This is a genomic window from Streptomyces sp. NPDC004031, from assembly GCF_053604375.1.
The window spans coordinates 15,491-40,254 of sequence record NZ_JBSGHL010000015.1 but is presented as its reverse complement, the minus strand read 5'-3'; the positions used below and the strand labels follow the sequence as shown (position 1 = coordinate 40,254).

General features: G+C 71.8%; 20 protein-coding genes and 1 tRNA gene. 7 read left to right on the top strand and 14 right to left on the bottom strand.

Going from position 1 to position 24,764, the window contains the following annotated elements; genetic code table 11:
- Positions 1-291: 291 nt before the first annotated feature.
- Entirely contained in the window at positions 292-1,827 is a 1,536-nt protein-coding gene (locus ACWERV_RS12320) for an alpha/beta hydrolase (RefSeq protein WP_452931909.1), read from the bottom strand.
- A 240-nt stretch (positions 1,828-2,067) separates the two neighbouring features.
- On the opposite strand from ACWERV_RS12320, the gene ACWERV_RS12315 reads away from it, so the two are divergent.
- From ACWERV_RS12315 to ACWERV_RS12305, 3 genes are all read left to right on the top strand, one after another.
- Positions 2,068-2,454: a hypothetical protein gene (locus tag ACWERV_RS12315; protein ID WP_398181284.1), complete on the top strand. Its 387-nt coding sequence runs from the start codon at positions 2,068-2,070 to the stop codon at positions 2,452-2,454.
- A 24-nt stretch (positions 2,455-2,478) separates the two neighbouring features.
- Positions 2,479-3,348 carry a spermidine synthase gene (locus ACWERV_RS12310; protein ID WP_452931907.1) on the top strand — a complete coding sequence of 290 codons (870 nt, stop codon included), beginning with the start codon at positions 2,479-2,481 and terminating at the stop codon, positions 3,346-3,348.
- Positions 3,349-3,410: 62 nt separating this feature from the next.
- Entirely contained in the window at positions 3,411-4,097 is a 687-nt protein-coding gene (locus ACWERV_RS12305; protein WP_452931904.1) for a response regulator transcription factor, read from the top strand.
- 76 nt (positions 4,098-4,173) lie between these two features.
- Here the strand turns inward: ACWERV_RS12305 and ACWERV_RS12300 are convergent, their stop codons facing one another.
- The 4 genes from ACWERV_RS12300 to ACWERV_RS12285 all read right to left on the bottom strand — a co-directional run bounded on the left by ACWERV_RS12300 (position 4,174) and on the right by ACWERV_RS12285 (position 9,192).
- The gene (locus tag ACWERV_RS12300; protein ID WP_398181292.1) at positions 4,174-5,655 is read right to left on the bottom strand and encodes a GH1 family beta-glucosidase; all 1,482 of its coding nucleotides are present in this window, start codon (positions 5,653-5,655) and stop codon (positions 4,174-4,176) included.
- A 98-nt stretch (positions 5,656-5,753) separates the two neighbouring features.
- On the bottom strand, positions 5,754-6,674 hold the full coding sequence (locus ACWERV_RS12295) for a carbohydrate ABC transporter permease (RefSeq protein ID WP_398181295.1): 921 nt from the start codon (positions 6,672-6,674) through the stop codon (positions 5,754-5,756).
- 3 nt (positions 6,675-6,677) lie between these two features.
- Positions 6,678-7,679: a carbohydrate ABC transporter permease gene (locus tag ACWERV_RS12290; protein WP_452931901.1), complete on the bottom strand. Its 1,002-nt coding sequence runs from the start codon at positions 7,677-7,679 to the stop codon at positions 6,678-6,680.
- 163 nt (positions 7,680-7,842) lie between these two features.
- A complete protein-coding gene (locus ACWERV_RS12285) occupies positions 7,843-9,192 on the bottom strand; it encodes an ABC transporter substrate-binding protein (protein ID WP_452931898.1) in 1,350 nt (449 codons plus the stop codon).
- Positions 9,193-9,498: 306 nt separating this feature from the next.
- Between ACWERV_RS12285 and ACWERV_RS12280 the strand changes: the two genes are divergently transcribed.
- Entirely contained in the window at positions 9,499-10,536 is a 1,038-nt protein-coding gene (locus tag ACWERV_RS12280) for a LacI family DNA-binding transcriptional regulator (protein WP_398182119.1), read from the top strand.
- A 209-nt stretch (positions 10,537-10,745) separates the two neighbouring features.
- Here the strand turns inward: ACWERV_RS12280 and ACWERV_RS12275 are convergent, their stop codons facing one another.
- Positions 10,746-12,578, bottom strand: a complete 1,833-nt coding sequence (locus ACWERV_RS12275; protein ID WP_398181305.1) for a discoidin domain-containing protein — start codon at positions 12,576-12,578, stop codon at positions 10,746-10,748.
- Positions 12,579-12,891: 313 nt separating this feature from the next.
- A complete protein-coding gene (locus ACWERV_RS12270; RefSeq protein WP_452931894.1) occupies positions 12,892-14,445 on the bottom strand; it encodes a cellulose binding domain-containing protein in 1,554 nt (517 codons plus the stop codon).
- A 342-nt stretch (positions 14,446-14,787) separates the two neighbouring features.
- Here ACWERV_RS12270 and ACWERV_RS12265 point away from each other — a divergent pair, with 342 nt between their 5' ends.
- Positions 14,788-17,724, top strand: a complete 2,937-nt coding sequence (locus ACWERV_RS12265) for a glycoside hydrolase family 48 protein (RefSeq protein WP_452931893.1) — start codon at positions 14,788-14,790, stop codon at positions 17,722-17,724.
- A gap of 199 nt (positions 17,725-17,923) precedes the next feature.
- On the opposite strand, the gene ACWERV_RS12260 is transcribed toward ACWERV_RS12265, so the two are convergent.
- Entirely contained in the window at positions 17,924-18,571 is a 648-nt protein-coding gene (locus ACWERV_RS12260) for an NADPH-dependent F420 reductase (RefSeq protein ID WP_452931890.1), read from the bottom strand.
- Positions 18,572-18,658: 87 nt separating this feature from the next.
- Between ACWERV_RS12260 and ACWERV_RS12255 the strand changes: the two genes are divergently transcribed.
- A complete protein-coding gene (locus tag ACWERV_RS12255) occupies positions 18,659-19,120 on the top strand; it encodes a winged helix-turn-helix transcriptional regulator (RefSeq protein ID WP_398181318.1) in 462 nt (153 codons plus the stop codon).
- Here ACWERV_RS12255 and ACWERV_RS12250 read toward each other — a convergent pair.
- Genes ACWERV_RS12250 through ACWERV_RS12240 form a run of 3 tightly spaced genes read right to left on the bottom strand, consistent with a single transcriptional unit; the run spans position 19,095 to position 21,286 of the window.
- Positions 19,095-19,535: an NUDIX hydrolase gene (locus ACWERV_RS12250; protein ID WP_452931887.1), complete on the bottom strand. Its 441-nt coding sequence runs from the start codon at positions 19,533-19,535 to the stop codon at positions 19,095-19,097. The two genes, ACWERV_RS12255 and ACWERV_RS12250, sit on opposite strands and share 26 nt — an antisense overlap.
- A gap of 21 nt (positions 19,536-19,556) precedes the next feature.
- Positions 19,557-19,889, bottom strand: a complete 333-nt coding sequence (locus tag ACWERV_RS12245) for a nuclear transport factor 2 family protein (protein ID WP_452931884.1) — start codon at positions 19,887-19,889, stop codon at positions 19,557-19,559.
- Positions 19,886-21,286, bottom strand: coding sequence for an MFS transporter (locus ACWERV_RS12240; protein ID WP_452931882.1), 1,401 nt, complete (start codon positions 21,284-21,286; stop codon positions 19,886-19,888). Before ACWERV_RS12240 ends, ACWERV_RS12245 begins: the two co-directional genes overlap by 4 nt.
- A gap of 79 nt (positions 21,287-21,365) precedes the next feature.
- On the opposite strand from ACWERV_RS12240, the gene ACWERV_RS12235 reads away from it, so the two are divergent.
- A complete protein-coding gene (locus ACWERV_RS12235; protein ID WP_452931879.1) occupies positions 21,366-22,076 on the top strand; it encodes a TetR/AcrR family transcriptional regulator in 711 nt (236 codons plus the stop codon).
- A 196-nt stretch (positions 22,077-22,272) separates the two neighbouring features.
- Here the strand turns inward: ACWERV_RS12235 and ACWERV_RS12230 are convergent.
- The 3 genes from ACWERV_RS12230 to ACWERV_RS12220 all read right to left on the bottom strand — a co-directional run bounded on the left by ACWERV_RS12230 (position 22,273) and on the right by ACWERV_RS12220 (position 24,432).
- Positions 22,273-22,348 (bottom strand) — tRNA-His (locus tag ACWERV_RS12230).
- A gap of 126 nt (positions 22,349-22,474) precedes the next feature.
- The gene (gene orn, locus ACWERV_RS12225; protein ID WP_452931876.1) at positions 22,475-23,092 is read right to left on the bottom strand and encodes an oligoribonuclease; all 618 of its coding nucleotides are present in this window, start codon (positions 23,090-23,092) and stop codon (positions 22,475-22,477) included.
- 5 nt (positions 23,093-23,097) lie between these two features.
- Positions 23,098-24,432 (bottom strand): helix-turn-helix domain-containing protein, encoded by a 1,335-nt coding sequence (locus ACWERV_RS12220; protein WP_398181336.1) that lies wholly within the window; start codon positions 24,430-24,432, stop codon positions 23,098-23,100.
- Between the last annotated feature and the right edge of the window lie 332 nt (positions 24,433-24,764).

Below are 24,764 nucleotides of genomic sequence, written 5' to 3'. Positions count from 1 at the left end.
CCGGCAGGCAGCCGCCGCACCGGCTCGGAGGGGGACGGTGCGGGGTGCCCCCGCAGGAATGCGCTGCCAGTCCCTTCACCAACCCGGGAGGAGGGTGAAGGCGCATTCCGAGGAGGTGCCCCGTGGCGGCACCCGACCCCACCCCCGGAGGGAAGGCGCGATGCCCCGCCGGGCAACGACCAGGGGCGCGTGGGGGCACCTCCCAGGCGAAGCTCTGGGGGAGAACTGCGCGAGCAACCCCCCCACCCACCGCAAGGTCGCACAGCGGACCGCACCGCCCAGGACGGAGCGTCAGCACACCGCCCCCGGCGAAGGCAGCGTGCCCTCGACCAGATACGCCTCGACGGAACCCCGTACGCACCGGTTGTGCGCGAAGTACGCCCCGTGCCCGTCACCCCGGTACGTCAGGACACGGCTTCCGTTGCCGAGGGCCGCGGCCATGTGGGCGGCGCCCGGGTACGGGGTCGCGGGGTCCGCCGTCGTGCCGACCAGCAGGGCCTGCGGAGCGGTCCGGGCGGTGACCTCGCGGGAGGCGCGGTCGCCGGGGGGCCAGCCCGTGCAGGCCAGCAGGGTGGCCTCGATGGACGGCCCGAACACGTCGGAGGCGGCGGTGAAGCGCCCGTCGAGGCGGTGCACGGCCGCGGCCGTGCGCCGCTCCGGCGTGTCCTGGCAGTCGATCGCGAGCTTGGCCATCTCGTAGTTGTCGGGCACCGCCCAGTCGGGTCCGGAGCCGGAGCCGGAGCCGGGTCCGGAGCCGGTCGCGGTGAGCCGGCCGAGCATGCCGCCGCCGAGCTGCCCCATCTGGCCGGGGTAGGCGAGCTGCATCATCGGTTCGCCGTCCCCCGTGCGCAGGGCGCGCAGCGCGTCCCGCAGGTCGGACCAGTCGTCCTTGGAGTAGAGGGCGTTCTGCACGCCCTGCACGAAGCCCTCGTGGTCGAGCTGGCCGGTGACGGTGGCGACGCCGGCGCCGTCGAGGGCGTGGCCCTGTTCCGCGATGCCGGCGACGACTTCCTTCGCGGTGTGTCCCGCGATGGGGCAGGAGCGCGCGGCGCAGTCGGCGGCGAAGTCGGTGAGGGCGTGCTGGAAGGCGGCGCTCTGGGCGAGCGCGGTGCCGATGTCGTCGAGTGTGGGGTCGGGCACCCCGTCGAGCACCATGCGCCCGGTGTGCTGGGGGAATTCGTGGGCGTAGACGGAGCCGAGGCGGCCGCCGTAGGAGAAGCCGAGGTAGGTCAGCCGGTCGTCGCCGACGGCGGAGCGGATGACGTCCATGTCGTGCGCGGCGTTGCGGGTGCCGACGAAGGGCAGCAGGCCGCCGGAGTGCGCGCGGCAGGCCTGGGCCACCTGGCGGGCCTGGACGGCGGCGTCGGTGGAGGTCACGCCGGAGAGGTCGCCGCAGTCCACGGGGGTGCTGCGGCCGACTCCGCGCGGGTCGAAGCCGACGAGGTCGTAGCGCCGGTTGAGGCTGGCGAGGTCGCCGTTGGCCGCGACCGCGGCGAGTTCGGGGATGCCGGGCAGGCCGGGGCCGCCGAAGTTGACCAGGAGCGAGCCGAGGCGCGGGCCGGGGCCGGTCGCCGGGATCCGGCTGATCGCGAGGTCGAGTTCGCCGCGGTCGGGGCGGGCGTAGTCGCGGGGGACGCTGAGGGTGGCGCACTCCATGTGCTGCGGACCGGCGCCCGGCCGGGGGGTGGGGACGTTGGGGCAGCCGGCCCAGGTGGGGTGCTGGTCGTAGGGGGCGGCGGAGGCGGTGCCGTCCGCCGGGTGCGGTGCGGCCAGGAGGGTCGCCGTCAGGGCCGCGGCGAGGGCGGCGACGATGCGCAGGCGGGCCATGTTTTCACGCTAGGCCGGGTGCGCCGGCCGCGCCCTGCGTCGTTGCTCCGTACGGGTGGCTCCCCGGGCCACGGGCGGGCCGCCGGGTCCCCCGAGGGGAGCCCCACCGGGAGCGCATCGTACAAACCGGATATCCCACCCACTATTCGCCAGGCAACGCCACCCCTGGCGAAGCGAATCCGCGCCGGACTCCCGCGTTGTACGGGTGTGGCACATCCCGTCGTGAGAGGAGTGTTTGCCGTGGCGGACACGAGCGGTACGCACAGGTCGGGCCCCAGCCCGGAGGGCAGCGAGCTGCCGGCGTCGTGCGAGCTGGTGACGGTACCGGCCCGGCAGGGCCTCGAAGCGGTCGATCTGCTGCGCTACGGCAGCGGCGTGGGCCCGGTGCTGCACGACGGCGACGGCGCCAGCCTCGGCTTCCTCGTGCCGCCGGGCACGGCCGACGGCTGGGACGTGCCGGGCAGCTCGTGTACGAGCGCGGTCGCGCCCGGCGCGGACGGCGGGTGGCTGGTGCCGCCGCGCGAGGAGACCGCGGTGACCGACCCCGCGGTGCTGCGTGCCGCGCTCGGTCAGGCGGCCCGCACGATCGAGCTGGCCGACGGTTACCTGGGGTTGCGCACGAGGTAGCCGCCGGGCCCGGATAATCGGCGCATGGCAGGCAGAAAAGAGCGCGGCGGCAGAGCGCGTACCCCCGAGGCGGTGACCGCGCAGGTCGGCGGCGGCGCCGCGGCCCTCGTACCGGACCGGGAGCGCCCGCGGGCCTGGGCGCTGGTGGTGGAGGGCGCGCCGCAGTCGCATGTGGACCTCGCCGAGCCGGACCACCTGGGCTTCTCCTACCAGCGCCGGCTGGGCCATGTCATCGACCTGGCCGCGCCGCCGGGCGCCCCGCTGCGGGTCGTCCATCTCGGCGGCGGGGCGCTGACGCTCGCGCGGTACACCGCGTTCACCCGGCCGCGGTCCACGCAGCAGGTCATCGAGCTGGACACCGCGCTGGTGGAGCTGGTGCGGACGCATCTGCCGTGGGAGCGCGGCTGGCGGATCAAGGTGCGCAGCGGTGATGCGCGCGAGGGCCTGACGAAGGTGCCGGACGGGTGGGCGGATCTGGTCATCGCCGACGTCTTCGGCGGTGCCCGCACGCCCAAGCACCTGACCAGCGCGGAGTTCCTGACGGACGTGCGCCGGGTGCTGCGGCCCGGCGGCTGCTACGCCGCGAACCTGACGGACGGCGGGGCGCTGGCCTTCCTGCGCGGCCAGATCGCCACGGCGGGCGCGGCCTTCGCGGAGGTCTGCGTCGCGGCCGACCCCGCGGTGCTGCGGGGGAAGCGTTTCGGCAACGCCGTGCTGTGGGCCGCCGATCACCCCCTGCCGGTGGCCGAGCTGACCCGCCGGGTGGCGACCGACCCGCACCCCGGCCGGGTCGAGTCCGGCCCCTCCCTGACCGCCTTCACCGCCGGCGCCCCGGTGGTGACCGACGCGACCGCCACCCCGTCCCCGCCCCCGCCCCCGCACGCCTTCGGCTGACGGCGTCGGCGGAGCGTCACAACCGGCGAACCCGGCGCAGCCGAACGCGCTAAGTTGCCGGGATGGCCGGCGTTCTGGTCGTCGAGGACGACACCTTCTTACGCTCCACGGTGATCCGTCATCTGACGGACGCCTCGTACAGCGTCCGCAGTGCCGGAACCGCCCTGGAGGCGTTACGGGAAGTGGGGCGCGGGCGGTTCGACGCCGTCGTGCTGGATCTGGGGCTGCCGGACATGGGCGGCGCGGAGGCGCTGCGGATGCTGCGCGGCTTCAGCGACGTGCCGGTGCTGGTGACGGCGACGGGCCGGGAGGAGCCGCAGGCGGTGCGGCTGCTGCACGTGGGGGCGGACGACTACGTCGTCAAGCCGTACGCGGTGGAACTGCTGGCCGCGCGGCTGGCGGCGGTGCTGCGCCGGGCCCGGGGGCGGGCGGTGCCGCCGGTGGAGGCGGTGATCCGGGTCGGGGGGCTGACGATCGACGCGCGGCGCAGGCTCGCCGTGCTGGACGGGGTGGCGCTGGCGCTGAGCCGGCGGGAGTTCGACCTGCTGAGCTTCCTCGCGGCGCGGCCGGGGGTGGTGGTGGCGCGGCGGGAGCTGCTCGCGGAGGTGTGGCGGCAGTCGTACGGGGACGACCAGACGATCGACGTGCACCTGTCGTGGCTGCGCCGCAAGCTCGGCGAGTCGGCGGCCCGGCCGCGCTACCTGCACACGCTGCGCGGGGTGGGCGTCAAGCTGGAGCCGCCCCCGTAGGGCGGATCCGCGGACGACGAAAGGAGCGGTACGGCAGCACCCTCGAACTGCCGTACCGCTCCTTTTTCCCGTCCCCTCAGGACTTCCCGTCCTCCTCCGGGAGGTCCGGAAGGACGTTTGACCGCGCCACCTGGGAGTACCAGTGGGCGCTGCGCTTCGGGATCCGGCGCTGGGTGCCGAAGTCGACGTAGACCGCGCCGAAGCGCTTGCTGTAGCCGTAGGCCCACTCGAAGTTGTCCATGAGGGACCACAGGAAGTAGCCGCGCACGTCGGCGCCGCCGGCGATGGTCTCGTGGACGGCGGCGAGGTGACCGTGCACGTACGAGATCCGCTCGGGGTCGTTGACCTGGCCCTCGGGCGAGACGTAGTCGTCGTAGGCGGCGCCGTTCTCGGTGATCATCATCGGCAGGCCCGGGTAGTCGCGGGCGATGCGGTTGATGAGGTCGCGCAGGCCGGTCGCGTCGATGGACCAGCGCATCGCGGTGGTCTCGCCGGGCGACTGGTGGAAGGCGACGTGCTCGGAGCCGGGCCACGGGGAGTGGTCGCTGTCGCCGTGGCCGTCGTTGCGCGGCAGCTGGGCGCCCTCGGTGTGCGCGCGGCCGTCGGAGACCAGCGTCGGCGTGTAGTAGTTGATGCCGAGCAGGTCGATGGGGCGGCTGATCTCGGCGAGGTCGCCGTCCTTGACCAGGCTCTCCCAGTCGACGATGTGCGCGGTGTCGTCGAGCAGGTCGGCGGGGTAGCCGTCGCCGAGGATCGGGCCGAGGAAGACCCGGTTGCCGACCGCGTCGATACGGCGGGCGGCGTCCAGGTCGGCGGCGGAGTCGCTGAGCGGGCGGACCTGGTGCAGGTTGAGGGTGATCGAGGTCTGCGCTGTAGCGGGGAGAACGGAACGCAGAACCCCGATCGCCCGGCCATGGGCGAGGTTGAGGTGGTGGGCGGCCTTGAGGGCGGACTCCGGCTCGGTGCGCCCGGGGGCGTGCACGCCGGAGCCGTAGCCGAGGTAGGCCGAGCACCACGGCTCGTTGAGCGTCGTCCAGTACGGCACCCGGTCGCCGAGCGCGCTCGCGACGATCTCGGTGTATTCGGCGAAGCGCTCGGTGGTGTCGCGGACGGTCCAGCCGCCGACGTCCTCCAGGTCCTGGGGCAGGTCCCAGTGGTAGAGGGTGGCGACCGGGGTGATGCCCTTGTCGAGCAGCTCGTCGGTCAGCCGGCGGTAGAAGTCCAGTCCGCGCTGGACGGCGGGGCCGCGCCCGGTGGGCTGGACCCGTGACCAGGACACGGAGAAGCGGTACGCGCCCAGGCCCAGGTCGGACATGAGGGCGACGTCGTCGCGGTAGCGGTGGTAGTGGTCGGCGGCGATGTCACCGGTGTCCCCGTTGCGGACCCGGCCAGGCGTGTGGCTGAACGTGTCCCAGATCGAAGGCGTCCGGCCGTCCTCGGCTGCGGCGCCCTCGACCTGGTAGGCGGCCGTTGCCGACCCCCAGACGAAGCCGGGGGGGAATCGGAGCGAGGCAGAGCCGGTGGAAAGCTCGGTGCCCTCTGAATGGACAGCTGTCATGACGGGGGACTCCAGGGGAATCAGGGGGTAGTCGGGGGAAGGGGGCTCTCACGGGCCCGTACGGCGCGGGGGGGTGGTCGCCGTACGGGCGCATGAGGTCAGCTCTTGACGGCGCCCGCGGTGATACCGCCGACGATCTGCTTGCCCAGCACGGCGAAGACGATCAGCAGCGGCAGCGTCGCGACCAGGGCGGCGGTCACGACCACCGCGTGGTCCACGCTGTGGTTGCCGGAGCCGACACCGGCCAGTGCGACCTGCACCGTCGGGTTCTGCTCGCTCAGGGCGATGAGGGGCCAGAAGAAGTCGTTCCAGGCCTGGACGAAGACGAGCATGCCCAGGACGGCCATCGCGGGTCGGGCGATGGGGAAGACGACGTGCCACAGGATGCGCAGGCTGTGCGCTCCGTCGACGCGGGCGGCCTCGATCAGCTCGATCGGCAGCGCCTCGGAGAGGAACTGCCGCATGAAGAACACGCCGAACGCGGCGACCAGCGAGGGCAGGATGACCGACTGCAGATGGTTGACCCAGCCCACGTTGGTGATGATCTGGTAAAGCGGGATCACGCTGAGCTGCGGCGGGATCGTCATGGTGGCGACGACGATGGTCAGCAGCGCGTTGCGGCCGCGGAACTGGAGCTTGGCGAAGGCGAAGCCGGCCAGCGTCGCGAACAGCACGGTGCTGAGGGCCACCAGGCCCGCCACGATCGTGGAGTTGATGAGGGCCTTGGTCATGTCGACCTGGTCCCAGACGATCTTCATGTTGGAGATCAGGTGACCGCTGGGCACCAGCAGCGACGGGTGCGCGTCGATGATGTCCTGGTCGGTGTGCGACGCGGCGCTGACCGTCCAGTACAGCGGGAAGAGCGACACCAGCGCGGCGAAGATCAGCAGCAGGTACGCGATCGGACCGGCGTTCTGCTGCTTGCCCGGCGCTCCGGCCCTGCCGCGGCGGCGGCGCGGGACGGCGGCGGTGGAGTGGCGCGGACCCGCGGTCCGCGCGTTCTCGGCGATCTGAGCCATGGGTCAGCCCCCCAGCTTCTTGCGGTTGGAGCGCGCGATCAGCAGGTTGGCGGCACCGATGAGCAGCAGGATCAGCAGCATGACCCAGGCCACGGCGGAGGCCCGGCCGAGCTCGCCGACGTTCCAGCCCTGGTCGTACATGTAGAGGCTGAGCGTCTGGTACTGGTGGTCGGTGCCGCCGGTGATGCCGACGCCACCGCCGTACATCAGCGGCTCACCGAACAGCTGGGTCGCGCCGATGGTGGAGACGATGATCGTGAAGAGGATCGTCGGGCGGATCGACGGGATCGTGACGTTGATGAACTGCCGCCAGCGCGAGGCACCGTCCAGCGCGGCCGCCTCGTACAGGTCGGCGGGGACGGCCTGCATCGCGGCCAGGTAGATCAGCGCGTTGTAGCCGGTCCAGCGCCAGGTGACGATCGAGGAGATCGCTATCTGCGCGGGCCACTTGGACGACTCCCAGTCGATGTGCGGGAAGCCGACCTTGCCCAGCACCTCGTTCACGATGCCGTAGTCGGGGTTGTACATCTGGACGAAGACCAGCGTGGCCGCGGCGACCGACGTCGCGTACGGGGCCAGGACCGCGACCCGGAAGAAGGAGCGGCCGCGCATCTTGTAGTTGAGCAGGTGTGCGATGCCGAGCGCCATCAGCAGCTGCGGGACCGTGGAGATCACCGCGAGCGTGAAGGTGTTGCGCAGCGCCTTCCAGAAGAACGGGCTGTCCCACAGGGCGGTGTAGTTGTCGAAACCCACCCACGATCCGTGCGTTCCCAGCTCGACCTGATGCAGCGAGAGCCAGCCGGTGTAGATCAGCGGGAACAGGCCGAAGGCGGCGAAGACGATGAAGAACGGGGCGACATAGGCGTACGGCGACGCCTTGGTGTCGAAGCGGTAGAGCCGGGCGCGCCAGCCGGGAGGTCGGCTGCCGTCCTGGGATGTGGAGCGCGGGGCGGGCCTGGAAGACGGCGGGCTGCCGTCGGACGTCGCCCTGACGGAGGTGGCCACGAGTGGCGTCCTTCCCGTAGGGGTGCGGGCGGTGAACCGGGGGAGGGGGGAGGGTTGTTCAGAACTTGTAGAGGCCTCGGCCGGATGGCTTCACTTCTCGCAGCCGGCCGTATGACGGGCCGCCCGGCAGGTGGGAGACACTGCCGGGCGGCCCCGCCGGGGGTTACTGAACGACCTTGTCCTTGATCTGGGAGACCACGTTCGACCAGGCCTTGTCCTTGGCCGTGCCGCGCTTCTCCATGTCCATGATGCCGTTCTTGGTGATGATGTCCTTCACGTTGCCGTCCCACGGGCCGATCGGGGCCGGGGTGATGTTCTTGGCCGCACCCGCGAAGATCTTGCCGATCGGGGTGCCCGGGAAGTACGGGTTGGTGAGGGTCTGGACCGCCGGGTCCTCAAGGGCCGCCACGTTCGAGGGGATGTTCCCGAACTTCTGGAAGACCTTGACCTCCTGCTCCTTGGCGGTCAGCCACTGGGCCAGGTCGGTGGCCTCCTTGACGTGCTTGCCGGACTTCGGCACCGCCAGGAAGGAACCGCCCCAGTTGCCGACCTGCGGCGGCGCGGCGACGTCCCACTTGCCCTTGCCGGCGTCACCGGAGTTGGTCTGCACGAGGCCGACCATCCAGCTCGGGCAGGTCACGGTCGCGAACTTGCCGGTCTTGAAGGCCGCCGCCCACGCGTTCTGCGGGTCCAGCTGCTGGTAGCCGGCGGTGATGCCGGCCTGCACGGCCTCCGTCGACAGGTCCCAGGCGGTCTTGACGCCCGCGCTGGTGTCGTAGATCAGCTTGCCGTTCTCGTCCGAGTACTGCGTGGACTGGCTGGCCAGGATCGCGTTGAACAGGCCGCTGCCGGAGTCGGAGAACTTCATGCCCTTGGGGGCCTTGGCCTGGAACTGCTTGCCCAGGTCGATGAACTTCTGCCAGTCGCCGTTCCACGCCGCCGCGAGCTGGTCGCGGTCGGTGGGCAGGCCGGCCTTGGCGAAGGCGTCCTTGTTGTAGCAGATCGCGGTCGGGCCGGCGTCCGTGCCCAGGCCGATGATCTTGCCGTCGCCGGTGGTGGCCTGCTTCTCCTTGTAGGGGAGCCACGCGTTGGCGTCGAAGCCCTGGACCGTCTTGAAGTCCACGAACTTGTTCGCCAGGTTCGGCTGGATCGCCAGCCCGATGTAGCCGACCTCGATCGCCTGGATGTCCGCCAGACCGCTGTTCTGGGTCAGGTGCAGCTTGAGCTTGTCCCAGTACTGCTGGCCGTCGGAGACGTTGTCCTCGACGATCGTGATGTTCGGGTGCAGCTTGTGGTACTCGGCGTAGAGAGCGGCGCCGTTCTTGTCGTCGTAGCCGAACGAGCCGAAGTCGCCGACGTGCAGGGTGATGTTCTCGTTGGACGTGCCGCCCTTCGAGCTGTCCTTGCTGTCGTCCTTGCTGTCGCTGCTGCAGCCGGTGATCAGGGTCGCGCAGGCTGCGAGACCCGCGACCGCGATGACGGCGGCCTTGCGGGTTCTGCCGGAAGTGCGCATTCCACTCTCCTTGTCAGGGTGGGTCAGCGTGCTGGTGGTGCGTGGTCCCCGGGGTGGTACGAAAGTTGGCGCTGTGGGAGCGCTCCCACGTAGGCTTTCCGGAACATTCACGCCTCGGAGGGGTCAGTGTCAAGATGTGAAGTCCATTTCGTTGCCGGAACGTGTCCGGAGCTGACTCGCGATTACTTCTTGAACGGAAGCCCCTGCCTGGGGCTTGTAGTGTGGGAGCGCTCTCAGGTACCGCTCCTGCGGGGAAGGACCGGGCGCTAAGGTGGCGCGAAATGAGTACAGGAGGCGGCAGTGGCCATGAACGGACGGCACAGCGGGCGTCCCACCCTTGAGGAGGTGGCGCTGCGCGCCGGAGTCGGGCGAGGCACGGTCTCCCGGGTGATCAACGGATCACCCAGAGTCAGCGACCGCGCCAAGGCCGCCGTCGAGGCCGCCATCGCCGAACTGGGCTACGTGCCCAACCGCGCGGCCCGCGCGCTGGCCGGCAACCGCACCGACGCCATCGCCCTGGTCATCCCGGAACCGGAGACCCGGCTCTTCGCCGAGCCCTACTTCTCCGACATCATCCGCGGCATCGGCGCCGAGCTGGCCGACACCGACATGCAGCTGCTGCTCACCCTGATCCGCACGCCCAAGGAGCGCACCAGGTTCGCGCAGTACCTGGCCGCCCACCGGGTCGACGGCGTGCTGCTGGTGTCCGTCCACGAGGACGACCCGCTGCCCGACCTGCTGGAGCAGCTGGAGATGCCGGCGGTCCTCAACGGCCGCCGCAGCGACCTGGAGTCGGTGTCCTACGTCGACGCCGACAACGTCGGCGGGGCGCGCGCCGCGGTCGCCCACCTCATCGCCCGCGGCCGCCGCCAGGTCGCCACCATCACCGGCCCGCCGGACATGTACGTGGCCCGCAGCCGGCTGGACGGCTACCGGCAGGCGGTCGAGGCCGCGTCCGGCTCCGGCGGTCTCGGCGGCTTCGACAGCGCCCTGGTCGCCCGCGGCGACTTCACCGAGGAGGGCGGCCGGCGCGCGATGCGCGAGCTGCTGGTGCGCCGCCCGGAGATCGACGGCGTGTTCGCCGCCTCCGACGTCATGGCGGCCGGCGCGCGGGCGGTGCTGCGCGAGGCGGGCCGCCGGGTGCCCGAGGACGTCGCGCTCGTCGGCTTCGAGGACTCCGCGATCGCCCGCCACATGGACCCGGCGCTCACCAGTGTCCGGCAGCCCACCGAGGAGATGGGCCGCACCATGGCCCGGGTGCTGCTGGAGGAGATCGCCGAACGCAAGTCCGTGCGCCGGCACGTCGTGCTCTCGACGGAGCTGGTGCAGCGGGAGTCCGTATGAGCGCCGTGCACGCGGCAGCGGCCGCCGGACGCCGTGGGGGGCGTCCGGCGGCCGCGGGGCCGCGAGGCGAGGCGTAGGACGCCTGCGAAGGGCGGACCGCCGGGGGCGGGAACGGTGCACATGGCGTGTGCACCGGGCCCGCCCCCGGCTTTGTGGGGGGATGTGGGGGGAACCGGGGAACTCTCGGGGGCTGCGAGGCGGCGGACCGGCTAGAAGCCGACCGCGACCTCCATCCACTGCGGGTTCTGCTGCGAGGCGTAGGCGGCCTGGCCGGCCACGTCGTCGTACGGGAAGCCGTACGCGAGGTGGTTGATGCCGTGGTCGTGCCAGTACTTGGCGTACCAGTTGGCCGGGTCGCCGCTGTAGAACTTGGTCGGGTCCTGCTGCTGGTCGGCGGGCAGCGTCGCGGTGTGCCGGTTGAGCGCGGCGCACTTGGCGGCGTCGGCGCCCATGGAACCGGCGCAGCCGAAGATGTTCGAGGTGGGCTCGTTGACACCGACCGACTGGGCGTACGCGGTGAAGTAGTTCGCGTTCACCCCGCCCTCACGGAAGCTCGGGTCGCTGCCCGGGGCGATGATCCGGTAGGGCGCCTGGGTCTGCGCGAGCACCTTGAACTGCTGCGGCACCGCGTTCTGGAAGGACTGGAAGACCTGGTCGCGGCTCATGGTGAACAGGTCCTGGCTGTCGCCGAGCTGGATGTCCTGGCCGTCGTGCGAGTGCAGCCGGATGGCCAGCGGCAGCGCCCAGGCGTCGACCCGGGTGGTGTTGCCGTTGAAGACGTTCGGGCCGATCGTGAACTCGATGAAGTCGTTGTACTGGCTGTTCGGCGAACCGACGTAGAAGTACATCCGGCCCGAGGAGTTCGCCGGCATGTCGAAGTACGGCTGCTCGGCGATGGAGTGCACCTGGCCGTTGAAGCTCCAGTAGACCTGGCTGTCCGGGTAGGCGCCGTTGGTCCGGTTGAGGATCTTCAGCTCCATCACGTTGTGCGCGGCCGGGATGTCGTCGGTGGTGCCCCAGAAGTCGTCGGGCGGGGTCGTGCCGCCGGTGGTGCCACCGGTCGTGCCGCCGTTGTTGCCGCCGCCGTCGGTCGTCCCGCCGGTGGTGGTGAAGACCTGGAACTCCCACAGCGACACCCCGTACGCGGTGGACCGCGCGGTGGTGTTGACCCGGACGTAGCGGCCGGTGCCGGTCACGTCCAGCTTCTGCACGCCGCCGGTCGAGGTGGTGGTGGAGTAGACGTTCGTCCACGGGCCGTCGGCGCCGTCGGAGACCTGGATCTGGTAGGCGGTCGCGTAGGCGGCCTCCCAGTTCAGCCCGACGCCGCAGATCTGCTGCGACGAGCCGAGGTCCACCCGCAGCCACTGCGGGTCGCTGAAGGCGCTGGACCAGCGGGTGCCGGTGTTGCCGTCGACCGCCGCCGAGGCGGGGGTGCCGGCGTTCTCGGTGGAGGACGCCACGGCCGACTTGCCCTGCGCGACGTTGGTGGTGGTGCAGGCGCCGGGCTGGGTGCCGCCGCCGTAGACCTGGAACTCCCACAGCGAGTAGCCCCACTGTGTGGCCCGCACGGTGCCGTTGATCCGCACGTAGCGGCCGGAACCGTTTACGGCGAGGTTCTGCACGCCGCCGGTTCCGGTGGTGGTGGAGTAGACGGTGGTCCAGGTGGTGCCGTTGGCGGACGTCTGGATCGTGAACGCCTTGGCGTAGGCCGTCTCCCAGTTGAGCGTCACCTGGCTGATGGCCTGGCTGCTGCCGAGGTCCACCTGGAGCCACTGGGGGTCGGACGCCGCGCTCGACCAGCGCGTGCCGGTGTTGCCGTCCACGGCCGCCGAGGCGGGGGTCCCGGCGTTCTCGGTGGACGACGCGGTGGCCGGCTTGCCCTGCGAGAGCAGGGTGCCCGCCGCGCGGGCCGGCGACTGCGAGCCGACCACCAGGACGAGCCCGGCCAGCAGCGCGAGCAGGGCGGTTAGGACGAGGTACGGCTGGCGCCCGCGACGGTGCCCCGCGGCTCTGCGCACCAGCAGGGATGTACTGCCTGACATGTGTTCTCCTCAACCGGGTGGGGGTCCGTGCCGGAGGCCGGCAGAGCGGGATGAGAGCGCTCTCTCGGCGAGGTGATGTATACAAGGCACCCATAGGCGCGTCAATAAGTTGTTCAATAATGGCCAGTTGGCGCCTGCAACGAGTACGAGACTCGAACGGACGCGCCGGGCACGGAAGTTGGCGCTCAGCCCCAGTTCAGCGCCCGCCCGGCGTCCCCGCGGAGCCCGCAGCGGGCCCCGGACACGAGGGAGGGGCGGGCCCGTGCACGCCATCCATGCACGGGACCGCCCCCGTTCTCGGGGTGCCGCCGGGTCAGCCCAGCGACGCCAGGTGGTTCTTCAGACCGAGGCCGTACGCCGTCGCGGTGCCGTCGTAGCTGGAGATCAGCGACGGACCGGACGAGCAGTCCCAGGTGTTCCACGTCCAGCCGAGGTAGCCCACCTGGTGGCTGTCCAGCCAGCTCATGAAGCTGTCGACGAAGGAGTGCCCGCAGGTGTTCTCGCCGATCTCACCGGCCACCAGCGGCACCTTCGCGGCGACCGGCGCCAGCTGGGAATCCCAGCAGGAGCTGTTCGCGCATGAGTTGAAGTTGTAGACGTGCACGGCCGCCGCCAGGTTGCCCGTCGGGTCGGTCGGCTTGTGGGCCAGCCACCCGGTCAGGTCGTTGGAGTAGGCCAGGCCGCCCATCATGACGACGTTCTGCGCGCCGGTGCCGCGCACGGCGTCCAGCATGTCCTGCATACCCGCCACCTCGTAATTGATGCCGGGGCAGGTGCCGCCGTCCTTCCAGCAGGCCCAGGCCTGGTCGGTGGTGGACGTCGCGCGGTCCGGGTAGGGCTCGTTGAACAGGTCGAAGACGATCGAGGTGTTCGACTTGAAGGTGTTGGCCACGCTGGTCCAGAACGGGATCGCGTACTGCGCGTCCGGCATCGGCTTCTGGCAGGTGGCGTTGACGTCGGTGCAGCCCGCCGAGTTGCCCGTGTAGAGGCCGTGCGTCCAGTGCAGCTCGACGATCGGGGTGATGCCGTGCGCGACCAGCCGGTTGACCCAGCCGGTGATCGCCGCGATGTAGTTGGCGCCGCCGTCGGCCCCGGGCACGTAGCTCAGGCCCTCCCAGCAGTCCTCGTTGAGCGGCACGCGGACCGCGTTGACGCCCTTCCAGCTGGTGATGGCGTTGATCGCGGCGTCGTCGACCGGACCGTCGAAGATGCCGTTGCCCTGCGCGCAGGCGAATTCGGTGCCCGAGCGGTTCACGCCGTGCAGCACGACCTGCTTGCCGGTCGAGTCGAGCAGCTTGTTCCCGGACACGTGCAGCTTGGGCGGCGCGGTGTCGCCGCCGGGCGGTGTGGTCGGGGGAGTGGTCGGCGGGGTCGTCGGCGGCGTGGTGGGAGGCGTCGTCGGCGGGGTGGTGGGCGGTGTGGTCGGGGGCGTGGTGCCGCCGCCGTCCACGTTGCAGGTGACGCCGTTGAGGGTGAAGCCCGTCGGCGCCGGGTTGCTGCCCGACCAGCTGCCGAGGAAGCCGGCGCTGACGGTGCCGCCGGTGGGGATCGCGCCGTTGTACGACTCGGAGGCCGCGGTCACGGCGGTGCCCGACTGGGTCCAGGCGGCGTTCCAGCCCTGGGTGACCTTCTGGCCGCCGGAGAAGGTGAAGCCGAGCTTCCAGCTGGTGGTGGGAGCGGCGTTGTTGGTGATGACAACGTTGCCCTGGAATCCGGCGTCCCACTGGTTGGTCACCGAGTAGGACACGGCGCAGGCCGGTGCGGCTCCCGCCGCGGTCGCGCCGAGTGCGGGGAGCAGGGCGGCGGCCGCGGCCGCCGTACTCACGGCCGCGACGGCGAGCGCCGCGGTGCGCGTGGGTCGTCGCATGAGCGACTCCTCGTGAGGTGGGGGGATCGAGGAATGGTGCCGTCCGCGGTGCCCTGGCGGGTACCGGCGGACGTCGACAAGAAGTGGACGCGCTCCCACTGGTCCGGCGCACGACCCTAGCGTCAAGTGCCGTCCAAGGGTAGGGGGAACTTCCCGGCCATCCGCCGACTGTGTGCCACGCACGCCGACTAGTGCACATCGCAGGCGCCCCAGCAGGGCTTTGTGCTTCACCTCTTGACAGGTATTCGGCAACGCCTTGATGGTGGGAGCGCTCCCACTGGTTCACAGCTCAGACGTACCACTTCCATCCCCCCACACACCAGCGCGAGGAGGACCTCCCGCATGGCAAGAGGAAGACCGATCCTGAGAAGGCCGGGACGGCGGGTCACGAAACTGCTCACGGCCCTGGCGGCCGCGCTCGCCCTGCCGCTCGGCATGACGGTGGCGGCCGGCGGTTCCGCGCACGCCGCGGGCCTGTCGTGCAGCGTCGACTACACCACCCAGGACTGGGGCTCCGGCTTCACCGCCAACGCCAAGATCACCAACCTGGGCAGCAGCGCGATCAGCGGCTGGACGCTCACGTACTCCTACACCGGCAACCAGACGCTGCAGAGCGGCTGGAACGGCACCTGGTCGCAGTCCGGCAAGGCCGTCACCGTCAAGTCGCTCGACTGGAACGGGACGATCGCGGCCAACGCCAACGTCACCACCAGCGCCAACTTCAACTACAGCGGCACCAACACCGCGCCGACGTCCTTCAGCGTCAACGGCACGGTGTGCGGTGGCGCGCACCAGGCGCCGCTGCCGGTGCTCACCAGCCCGTCGGCCGGTGCCACCTACAGCGCGGGCGCCACGATCCCGCTGGCCGCGACCGCGGTCGCGGCGGACAGCGCGACGATCACCAAGGTGGAGTTCTACAACGACACCACGCTGCTGGGCACCGACACCACCTCGCCGTACACGTTCGACTGGGCGAGCGTCCCGGCGGGCGACTACTCGGTCTACGCCAAGGCCTACGACAGCCTGGGCGCCTCCGCCGAGTCGACCCCGGTGGGCGTGCACGTCGCGAGCGGCCCGGCGATCGTGGCCTCGCCCACGACGCTGTCCGTCCAGCAGGGCAAGACCGGCACGTTCGGCCTGAAGTTGTCCAGCGCCCCGGCGGCCAACGTGACGGTCGCCGTCGCGCGAACGGCGGGCAACAGCGGGCTGAGCGTCCAGTCCGGGGGGAGCCTGACCTTCACCCCGGCCAACTGGTCGACGGCGCAGAACGTGACCGTCGCAGCCGATGCCTCCGGCACCGGTTCGGCGACCTTCTCGGCCACCGCCACCGGCTACAGCACCGCGACGGTCTCGGTCAGCGAGATCGCCGCGACCGGTGACTACGCGGCGCGCTTCCTGTCGCTCTACACCAAGATCACCGACCCGTCGAGCGGCTACTTCTCGACCGACGGCATCCCGTACCACTCGGTCGAGACGCTCATGGCCGAGGCCCCGGACTACGGTCACGAGACCACGTCCGAGGCGTACTCGTACATGATCTGGCTGCAGGCCATGTACGGGCAGGTCAGCGGTGACTGGAGCAAGTTCAACGCGGCCTGGGGCACCATGGAGAAGTACATGATCCCCACGCACGCGGACCAGCCGTCCGGCAGTTCGTACAACCCCAGCTCGCCGGCCACCTACGCCCCCGAGCACCCGCTGCCCAGCGACTACCCGTCGCAGCTCGACAGCAGCATCAAGGTCGGCGTGGACCCGATCGCGGGCGAGCTGAAGTCGGCCTACGGCTCGGACGACATCTACGGCATGCACTGGCTGGAGGATGTGGACAACATCTACGGCTACGGTGACACGCCCGGTGGCGGCTGCGAGCTCGGCCCGACGGCGAAGGGCCCGTCGTACATCAACACCTTCCAGCGCGGCGCGCAGGAGTCGGTGTGGGAGACCATCCCGCAGCCGACCTGCGACGCGTTCAAGTACGGCGGCAAGAACGGTTACCTGGACCTCTTCACGGGTGACTCGAACTACGCGCAGCAGTGGAAGTACACCGACGCCCCCGACGCCGACGCGCGCGCCATCCAGGCCGCGTACTGGGCCGACCAGTGGGCCACCGCCCAGGGCAAGAAGGCGGACGTCTCGGCGACCGTCGCCAAGGCCGGCAAGATGGGCGACTACCTGCGGTACTCGTTCTTCGACAAGTACTTCAAGAAGATCGGCAACTGCACCAACCCGAGCACCTGCGCGGCCGGCACCGGCAAGGACAGCGAGCACTACCTGCTGTCCTGGTACTACGCCTGGGGCGGCTCGTCCGGCACCGGTGGCGGCTGGTCCTGGCGCATCGGTGACGGCGCCTCGCACTTCGGCTACCAGAACCCGCTGGCGGCCTACGCGCTGACCACCGACACGGCGATGGCCCCGAAGTCCGCGACCGGCAAGGCCGACTGGACCACGAGCCTCAGCCGCCAGCTGGAGTTCTACCAGTGGCTCCAGTCCTCCGAGGGCGCCATCGCCGGTGGCGCCACCAACAGCTGGGACGGCGCCTACGCGCAGCCCCCGGCCGGCACGCCCACCTTCTACGGGATGGCGTACGACTGGGAGCCCGTCTACCACGACCCGCCGTCGAACCAGTGGTTCGGCATGCAGGCCTGGTCGATGGAGCGCGTCGCGGAGTACTACCAGCAGACCGGTGACGCCAAGGCCAAGAAGATCCTCGACAAGTGGGTCACCTGGGCCATGTCGCAGACCACCATCAACGCGGACGGCACCTTCAAGATCCCGTCCGACCTCCAGTGGACCGGCCAGCCGGACACCTGGAACGCGTCCAGCCCGGGAAGCAACGCCGGTCTGCACGTGACGGTCTCGGCCTACGGCAACGACCTGGGCGTCACGGCGGCCTACGCCAAGACGCTGTCCTACTACGCCGCCAAGTCCGGCAGCACGGCCGCCAAGACCATGGCCAAGCAGCTGCTCGACGGCATGTGGACCAACTACCAGGACCCGCTGGGCATCGCGACCCCGGAGACCCGGGCCGACTACAACCGGTTCGACGACCCGGTCTACGTGCCGTCCAGCTTCTCCGGCACCATGCCCAACGGCGACAAGATCAACTCCAGCTCGACCTTCATCGAGCTGCGGTCCTTCTACAAGAACGACCCGAACTGGCCCAAGGTGCAGGCCTACCTCGACGGTGGCGCGGCCCCCACCTTCACCTATCACCGCTTCTGGGCCCAGGCCGACATCGCCATGGCGATGGGAGCCTACGGTCTGCTCTTCGGCGCGTGATCCGTACTCCCGGCGGGAGCCGGGGCGGGAGATGACCCGGGCCTCCTGACAGCCGCCCGGCCGCCCCGCTCCCTCCGGGACCCCGGCCGCGGCCCCGCACCTCCCTGGGCACTGGGAGGGCGCGGGGCCGCGGTGTTGCTCCGGTACGCCACGCCGCCGGGGGCGCACGGGGAGCGCTCCCGGCGGCGTCCCCCTGCCCTCACGCCGGGAGGCTCGGCACCTTCACCGGGACGCCCGGCACCGCCGTGGACGGGTCCACGCCCGCGAAGACCAGGCCGATGACGAATCCGGCCACCTCCTCCAGCTGCCGGGCCCGGCGCAGCGGTCCGACCACCGCGGGCCGCCCGCCCGCGTCCTCCACCAGCTTCGCGGCCGCGGCGAGCGCCCCGGCGTCGTCCCCGGCCATCGCCACGGTGACCGGCTCGCGCCCGCCGCTCCACTGGTCGGAGGCGAAGAGGTGGAAGGCCTTGACGACGTGCGCGCCCGGCGCGAGGTCCGCGACGTGCTCGGCGGCGGAGCGCCCGTCGCCGGTGAGGAGTTCGCCGACCCCGTGCGCGACCGCGTTGGTAGGGTCGATCAGCGGCGTGCCGGCCAGCGTCCCGTCCACCGCGCCCGCGAGGCCGAGGATGTCCGCGAGCCCCTCCCACGCCACCGCGACGAGCACCGCGTCCGCCCCCTCGACGGCCTCCCGCGGCTCCACCGCGGCCGCCGCCCCGCCCATCGCCGCCGCCGCGTCCCCGGCCCGCTCCCGCGACCGCCCCCCGACTCGTACCTCGTGCCCCGCACGCCCCCACGCCGCGCCCAGCGCGACCGCGAGCGTGCCCGTGCCCAGAATGCCGATCCGCATGTCCTGCTCCCCTCAGACGGTTTTCCAGGACCGTAGGCGGGCCGATACGCACCACCCGGTAGGAAACGGCTGCGGCACCATGGGGGCATGACGAGCCGGACCGCACCCGACCCCGCGACGGCGGACCCCGCCGCCTCCTGCCCCGCGGCCACCCCGCAGCCGCAGCCGCCCGGCCCGCCCTTCCTCGCGGACTGCGGACTGCGCGCGGCGACCGACCTGCTGGCCCACACCTGGGACGCGGTGGTGCTGGCCGGCCTGCGCCCCGGCCCGCGCCGCCGCCGCGACCTGCTGGCGTGGCTGGGCGGGGTGAGCGACAAGGCGCTGACCGAGACCCTGCGCCGCCTCCAGGCCAACGGCCTGGTCGCCCGGCGGGCCCACCCCGCGGCCCCGCCGCACGTCGACTACGCCCTCACCCCGCTGGGCGTGACCTTCGTCGACGGCCCCCTGCACGCCCTGGCCGCCTGGACCCGCGCCTACGCCGACGACCTGCTGGCCGCGCAGGAGCCCGGTCCGGCGGAGGGCGTCAGGCCAGCAGCCCGGCGTCCCTGAGGTCGTCGAAGAGCAACCGGTCCACGGGCGGGACCAGTTCCCGGTGGGCGTAGGAGAACCAGGCGATCTCCTCGATCTCGCTGCTGGGCGCCAACTCCCCCCGGTAGTCCGCGGTGTAGCAGGCCATCCGTACGAGAGCGTCCCCCGCCGGCGCCTCGTACGTACCCGTGTGCGCGGCCGTCGCCGGGTCCAGCGCGACGTCCAGCTCCTCCCGGATCTCCCGGACGAGCGTCTCCAGGTCGCTCTCGGCGCCCTCCCGCTTCCCCCCGGGCACGTAGAAGACGTCCTTGCCCCGCGGCCGCGCGCACAGCACCCGCCCGCCCTCGGTCCGCACCCACGCCACCGTGTCGATCAGCACCGCCGCGCCCTCTCCTCGTCGAAGTACCCCCCGACCGTACGGCGTCGGGGGGTGCATGGTGTCAGGACCTCGGGCGCGTCACACGAAGAAGCCCACGACGCTGCGGATGCGGTCCCCGTCGAACTCGGCCACGTCGTAGCCGGTGGCCACGTCGCCCAGCCGCCAGGTGAACAGCGCCCGGTCGTGATGGACGCCGATGACGTCGCCGAGGGTGAAGCGCAGGTCGCCGAGCTTGGTGTGGGCCAGGCCGATCGCCTCCGACAGCGCGGCGCGGCCGCGCAGTCCGGCGTAGTCGGGGTCGGAGTAGAAGCAGTCGTCGGTGAGGACGGCGGCCGCCAGCTTCTCGCGGGCGGCGGCGTCCCGCTCGTTCCAGACGGCGATGTAGGCGTCGATCAGGTCGGTGGTGCTCATCGGTTCGCTCCTTCGAGGGCGGGGGACGGGTCGGCCTGCGGACGAGGCCGCGGGGGTTCGAGGACGAGGGCGATCAGGCCGGCGACGACGGTCACGGCCGCGGCCGTCCAGCCGGCCGTGTGCAGACCGTCCAGCGGGCGCCGCGCGCCGGTGGTGAGGGCGACGAAGGCCGCCAGGCCCATCGCGCCGCCGATCTCCTTGGCGCTGCTGGCCAGTCCGGAGGCGACGCCCTGCTCGTGCGGGGCGACACCGGAACCGGCGGAGGCGAAGAGGGTGACGAAGGCGACGCCGCCGAACAGGCCCCACACGATGCTGCCGGGCAGCAGCGTCCAGAAGCCGCCGCCGGACGTGGTGCCCGCGACGACCACGGCGATCCCGGCGCCGGTACCGGCCAGGGAGACGGCGAGCGTGCTGCGGACCCCGAAGCGGGCGAGCAGTACCGGGGTGGCCTTGAGGGCGGAGAACATGCAGGCCAGCGTCAGCGGCAGGAAGGTCAGCCCGGTCCGCAGGGCGCTGTAGCCGAGCACCGGCTGCAGGTAGCAGGTCAGGATGTAGAAGCCGCCGCCGAGCGTGCCCTGGAAGAGGGCGATCACGACCATCGTGGTGGCCAGGTTGCGGCCGCGCGCCAGCTTCAGCGGGATCAGCGGGTCGCGGGTGCGCGCCTCCACGGCCAGCAGCACGCCGATCAGCACCGCCCCGGCCGCCAGCGCCCCGGCGCCGCGCAGCGACAGCCACCCGGCCTCGGGGCCGCCGGCCAGTCCGAGGACCAGGAGCACCGACCCGGCGGTGGCCAGCACCGCGCCGGGGACGTCGAAGGAGCCGCTGGTGCGGGGTGGGTCGGCGGGCAGCAGCCGCGGGGCGATCAGCGCGCAGCCGAGCGCGAGCGGCACGTTGACGAAGAACACCCACTCCCAGCCCAGGTAGTTGGTGAGCACCCCGCCCAGCAGCGAGCCCGTCGCCAGGCCCGCGCTGCCCGCCGTGCCCCAGGCGGCGAGCGCCCGGTTGCGCTCCGGCCCCTCGGCGAAGCCGCGGTAGATGAGGGTGAGCGTCGCCGGGGTGAGCAGCGCCCCGCCCGCGCCCTGCACCGCGCGGGCGGCGATCAGCACGCCGCCGTCCGCCGCGAGGCCGCCGGCCAGGGAGGCGACGGCGTACAGCGCCAGCCCGGTCATGAACATCCGGCGGGCGCCGAGCCGGTCCACGGCCCGCCCGCCGAACAGCAGCAGTCCGCCGAGCCCGACGGCGTAGGCGCTGACCACCCACTGCACGGACTGCGGGGTGAAGCCGAGCGCGTCCCCGATGTCGGGCAGCGCCACGTACACGATGTTGTAGTCGAGAGCCACGATGAGCTGCGTCAGTGCCAGCAGCCCAAGGCGTAGCCGGGCCCGGTCCAATGTCACTCCTAGAGCCGTGAAATTACTACACGCCGTTCAGTAAACGACACGCCGTACAGTAACCCAACCCTGTAGAGTGTCAACCGTGACCGAGAAGCCCGTGAGTCGCCGCGAGCGGATGCGCGCCCAGACCACCGCCGAGATCAAGGCGATCGCGCTCCGGCTCATGGCCGAGGGCGGCCCCGACGCCCTCTCGCTGCGCGCCATCGCCCGCGAGATGGGGATGACGGCCGGCGCGATCTACAGCTACTTCCGCACCCGGGACGACCTGGTCACCACGCTGATCGGCGACGTCTACACCGCCGCGGTGGACGGCGCCGAGGCCGCCCGCGACGCCGTCCCCGAGGACCGGCCGGGCGCCCGCATCCTGGCCTGGGCGCAGGCGATGCGCACCTGGGCGCTGGCCGACCCCGCGGGCTTCAAACTCATCTACGGCGACCCCGTCTCCGGCTACCGCCCACCCGACGACGGACCGGGCGCCACCGCCGAACTGCGCGCCTGTACCGGCCTCGTCGACCTCGTCGCCGCCGCCTGGCCGACAGCCGGCCCGCTCCAGCCGGACGGCCCCGCCTACACCTGGGACGACTTCGACGCGGGCCTCACCGCCCACGTCCGCACGGACTTCCCCGGCCTGCCGCCGTCCGGCCTCGCCCTCGCCCTGCGCGTGTGGGGCCGCATGCACGGCCTCATGGCCCTGGAGATCTACGGCCACCTGCGCGGCCTCGTCCACGACCCGGCGACCGTCTACCGCGACGAGATGCACGCCCTCGTGACGTCCCTCGGCCTGACCGCATGAGCCCCGGCGCGCCCAGCGCTTTATCGCCTCGGACCCCACCCCGCCACCTCCGGCGGCGTTTTCCGGCCCATCTCGACCGGCCTGCGGGTGACACCCTGTCGGATCCGCGCGGACCGCGGGAAGGGGCGGCGCGCCCGCGCACGGGGGGCCCGGAACGGCTGAGGCCCCGGACCGCTTGCGCGGGCCGGGGCCTCGGTGGGGTGAGTGACGGGACTCGAACCCGCGGCATCCTGGACCACAACCAGGTGCTCTACCAGCTGAGCTACACCCACCATCGGTGCTGCGTCGCCCCGGTGATCTTGCCGGGGTGGCGCCGCCTCGAAAAGTGTACAGGGTGGCGAGGGGTGGTCGCGCCCTGCTTTTGCGCGGGTCCCGCGGGGGCCCCGCGCGAAATGGGGTCAGTGCGCCGCGGGGCCCTCCGGCGGGAGGACGTGGCGGGCGGCGATGGCGCGGGCCGTGTCCGTGTCGGGGCCGGGCTGCGGGACGAAGACGGCCTCGCGGTAGTAGCGCAGCTCGGCGATGGACTCGCGGATGTCGGCGAGGGCGCGGTGGTTGCCGTTCTTCTCGGGGCTGTTGAAGTAGGCCCGCGGGTACCAGCGGCGGGCCAGCTCCTTGACCGAGGAGACGTCCACGATCCGGTAGTGCAGGTGCTGCTCCAGCGTGGGCATGTCACGTGCGAGGAAGCCGCGGTCGGTGGACACCGAGTTGCCGCACAGCGGCGCCTTGCGCGGCTCGGCGACATGCGTGCGCACATAGTCGAGCACGATCCGCTCGGCCTCGGCCAGGGCCATCCCGCCCGCCAGCTCCTCCAGCAGGCCGGAGGCGGTGTGCATGGCCCTGACCACGTCCGGCATGGTGTCGAGCGCCTCGGCGGGGGGGCGGATCACGACGTCCACCCCCTCCCCGAGCACGTTCAGCTCCGAGTCGGTGACGAGGGCGGCCACCTCGATCAGCGCGTCCTGCGCCAGTGACAGCCCCGTCATCTCACAGTCGATCCACACCATCCGGTCGTTCATGTGTCTCACCCTACGGGGCGGTCACGCGGTCCCGGCAGTGCGGCGCCCAGACCGCGTGCGCCCCGCAGCCGGGAGCGGGCGGGCCCGTCCTGCGGCTCACCCCGGCCCGGCTGGTCGGGGACCCGCGCGGCGTACGCGTCGCTCTCCGGTTTGCCCGGCACCGCGAGCACCTGCGAGACCGGTGCGTGGTGCCCCGCCAGCGCCGCCGCCCCGGCCGGGGCAGGGCCCCGGCGCAGCGCGGACAGCTCGGCGGGCGCCGGGTGCCGCTCCGGCTCGTCCTGCGGCCTGCGGGCCCGGTAGGCGGCCCGGTAGGACGCGGGGGAGGAGCCGAGCTGCCGCCGGAAATGGCCGCGCAGCGCCACCGGGGAGCGGAAGCCGCAGCGGCCCGCGACCTCGTCCACCGAGTAGTCCGACGTCTCCAGCAGCCGCTGCGCCTGGAGCACCCGCTGGGTGATCAGCCACTGCAGCGGCGCGCTGCCGGTGAGCGAGCGGAAGCGCCGGTCGAAGGTCCGCCGGCTCATGTACGCGCGCGCGGCCAGCGCCTCCACGTCGAACTGCTCGTGGAGGTGCTCCAGCGCCCAGGCGACGACCTCGGCGAGCGGGTCGGCGCCGATCTCCTCGGGTAAAGAGCGGTCCAGGTGCCGCTGGCCGGTCTGCCAGTCCGACCGGCGCGGCGGTACGACCAGCCGCCGGGCGAGCGCGGCGGCCGCCTCGCCGCCGTGGTCGGTGCGCACCACGTGCAGGCACAGGTCGATGCCGGCGGCGGTGCCGGCCGAGGTGAGCACGTCGCCGTCGTCGACGAACAGCTCACGCGGGTCCACGTGCACGGACGGGTAGCGCTTGGCGAGCGTGGGTGCGTACATCCAGTGCGTGGTGGCGGGCCTGCCGTCCAGCAGCCCGGCCGCGGCCAGCACGAAGGCGCCGGTGCACAGGCCGATGATGCGGGCGCCCTCCTCGTGGGCGCGGCGGATCGACTCCAGCGCCTCGGGCGGCGGGGCCTGGGAGATCGACCGCCAGGTCGGCACGACGACCGTGCCGGCCCGGGAGAGCGCCTCCAGGCCGTAGGGCGCGGTCAGTTCGAGACCGCCGGTGGTGCGCAGCGGTCCGTCCTCGCCGGCGCAGACCAGCAGCCGGTAGCGCGGAACCCCGGCGTCCTGCCGGTCTATCCCGAAGACGGACAGCGGTATGGAACTCTCGAAGATCGGGCCACCGCTGAACAGCAGCACCGCGACGACTTCCGGTCGCCGGCGCGCGGAGAGCTTACGGATGGCGCGAGGCGATGCCGATGGTGCCTGCGACGGGCTCTCCGTCGCCGTAACGGAACCGGACTCCTGGCTCATGGAGCTCAAGCCCCCCTCGAATCGACGCGTCGTCACCTCGGTCCTGCACGTACCCCCCGCGCGGCCACCCAAGATCAAATCTACTGTGTCAGGTGGGGCGTCAGTGACGTCTTTGTCACCTGACGGCAAATCGACAAGACAACGTGGCGTAAAGCATTCGATCACGAAGCGTTTCACTCGTTGAGCGCTGAGGGAAGTACGCCTCCCGTCACTTCGGCCACGCAGTGGCTCAGCCGCGACACGCCGCATCGTAGAACCGCAGGTGACAGAGGTGTTAGTGGGCGTCCGTCCGAACCCCGTTGCACAGCAAAGAAGTTGGCCGAAAATCGACG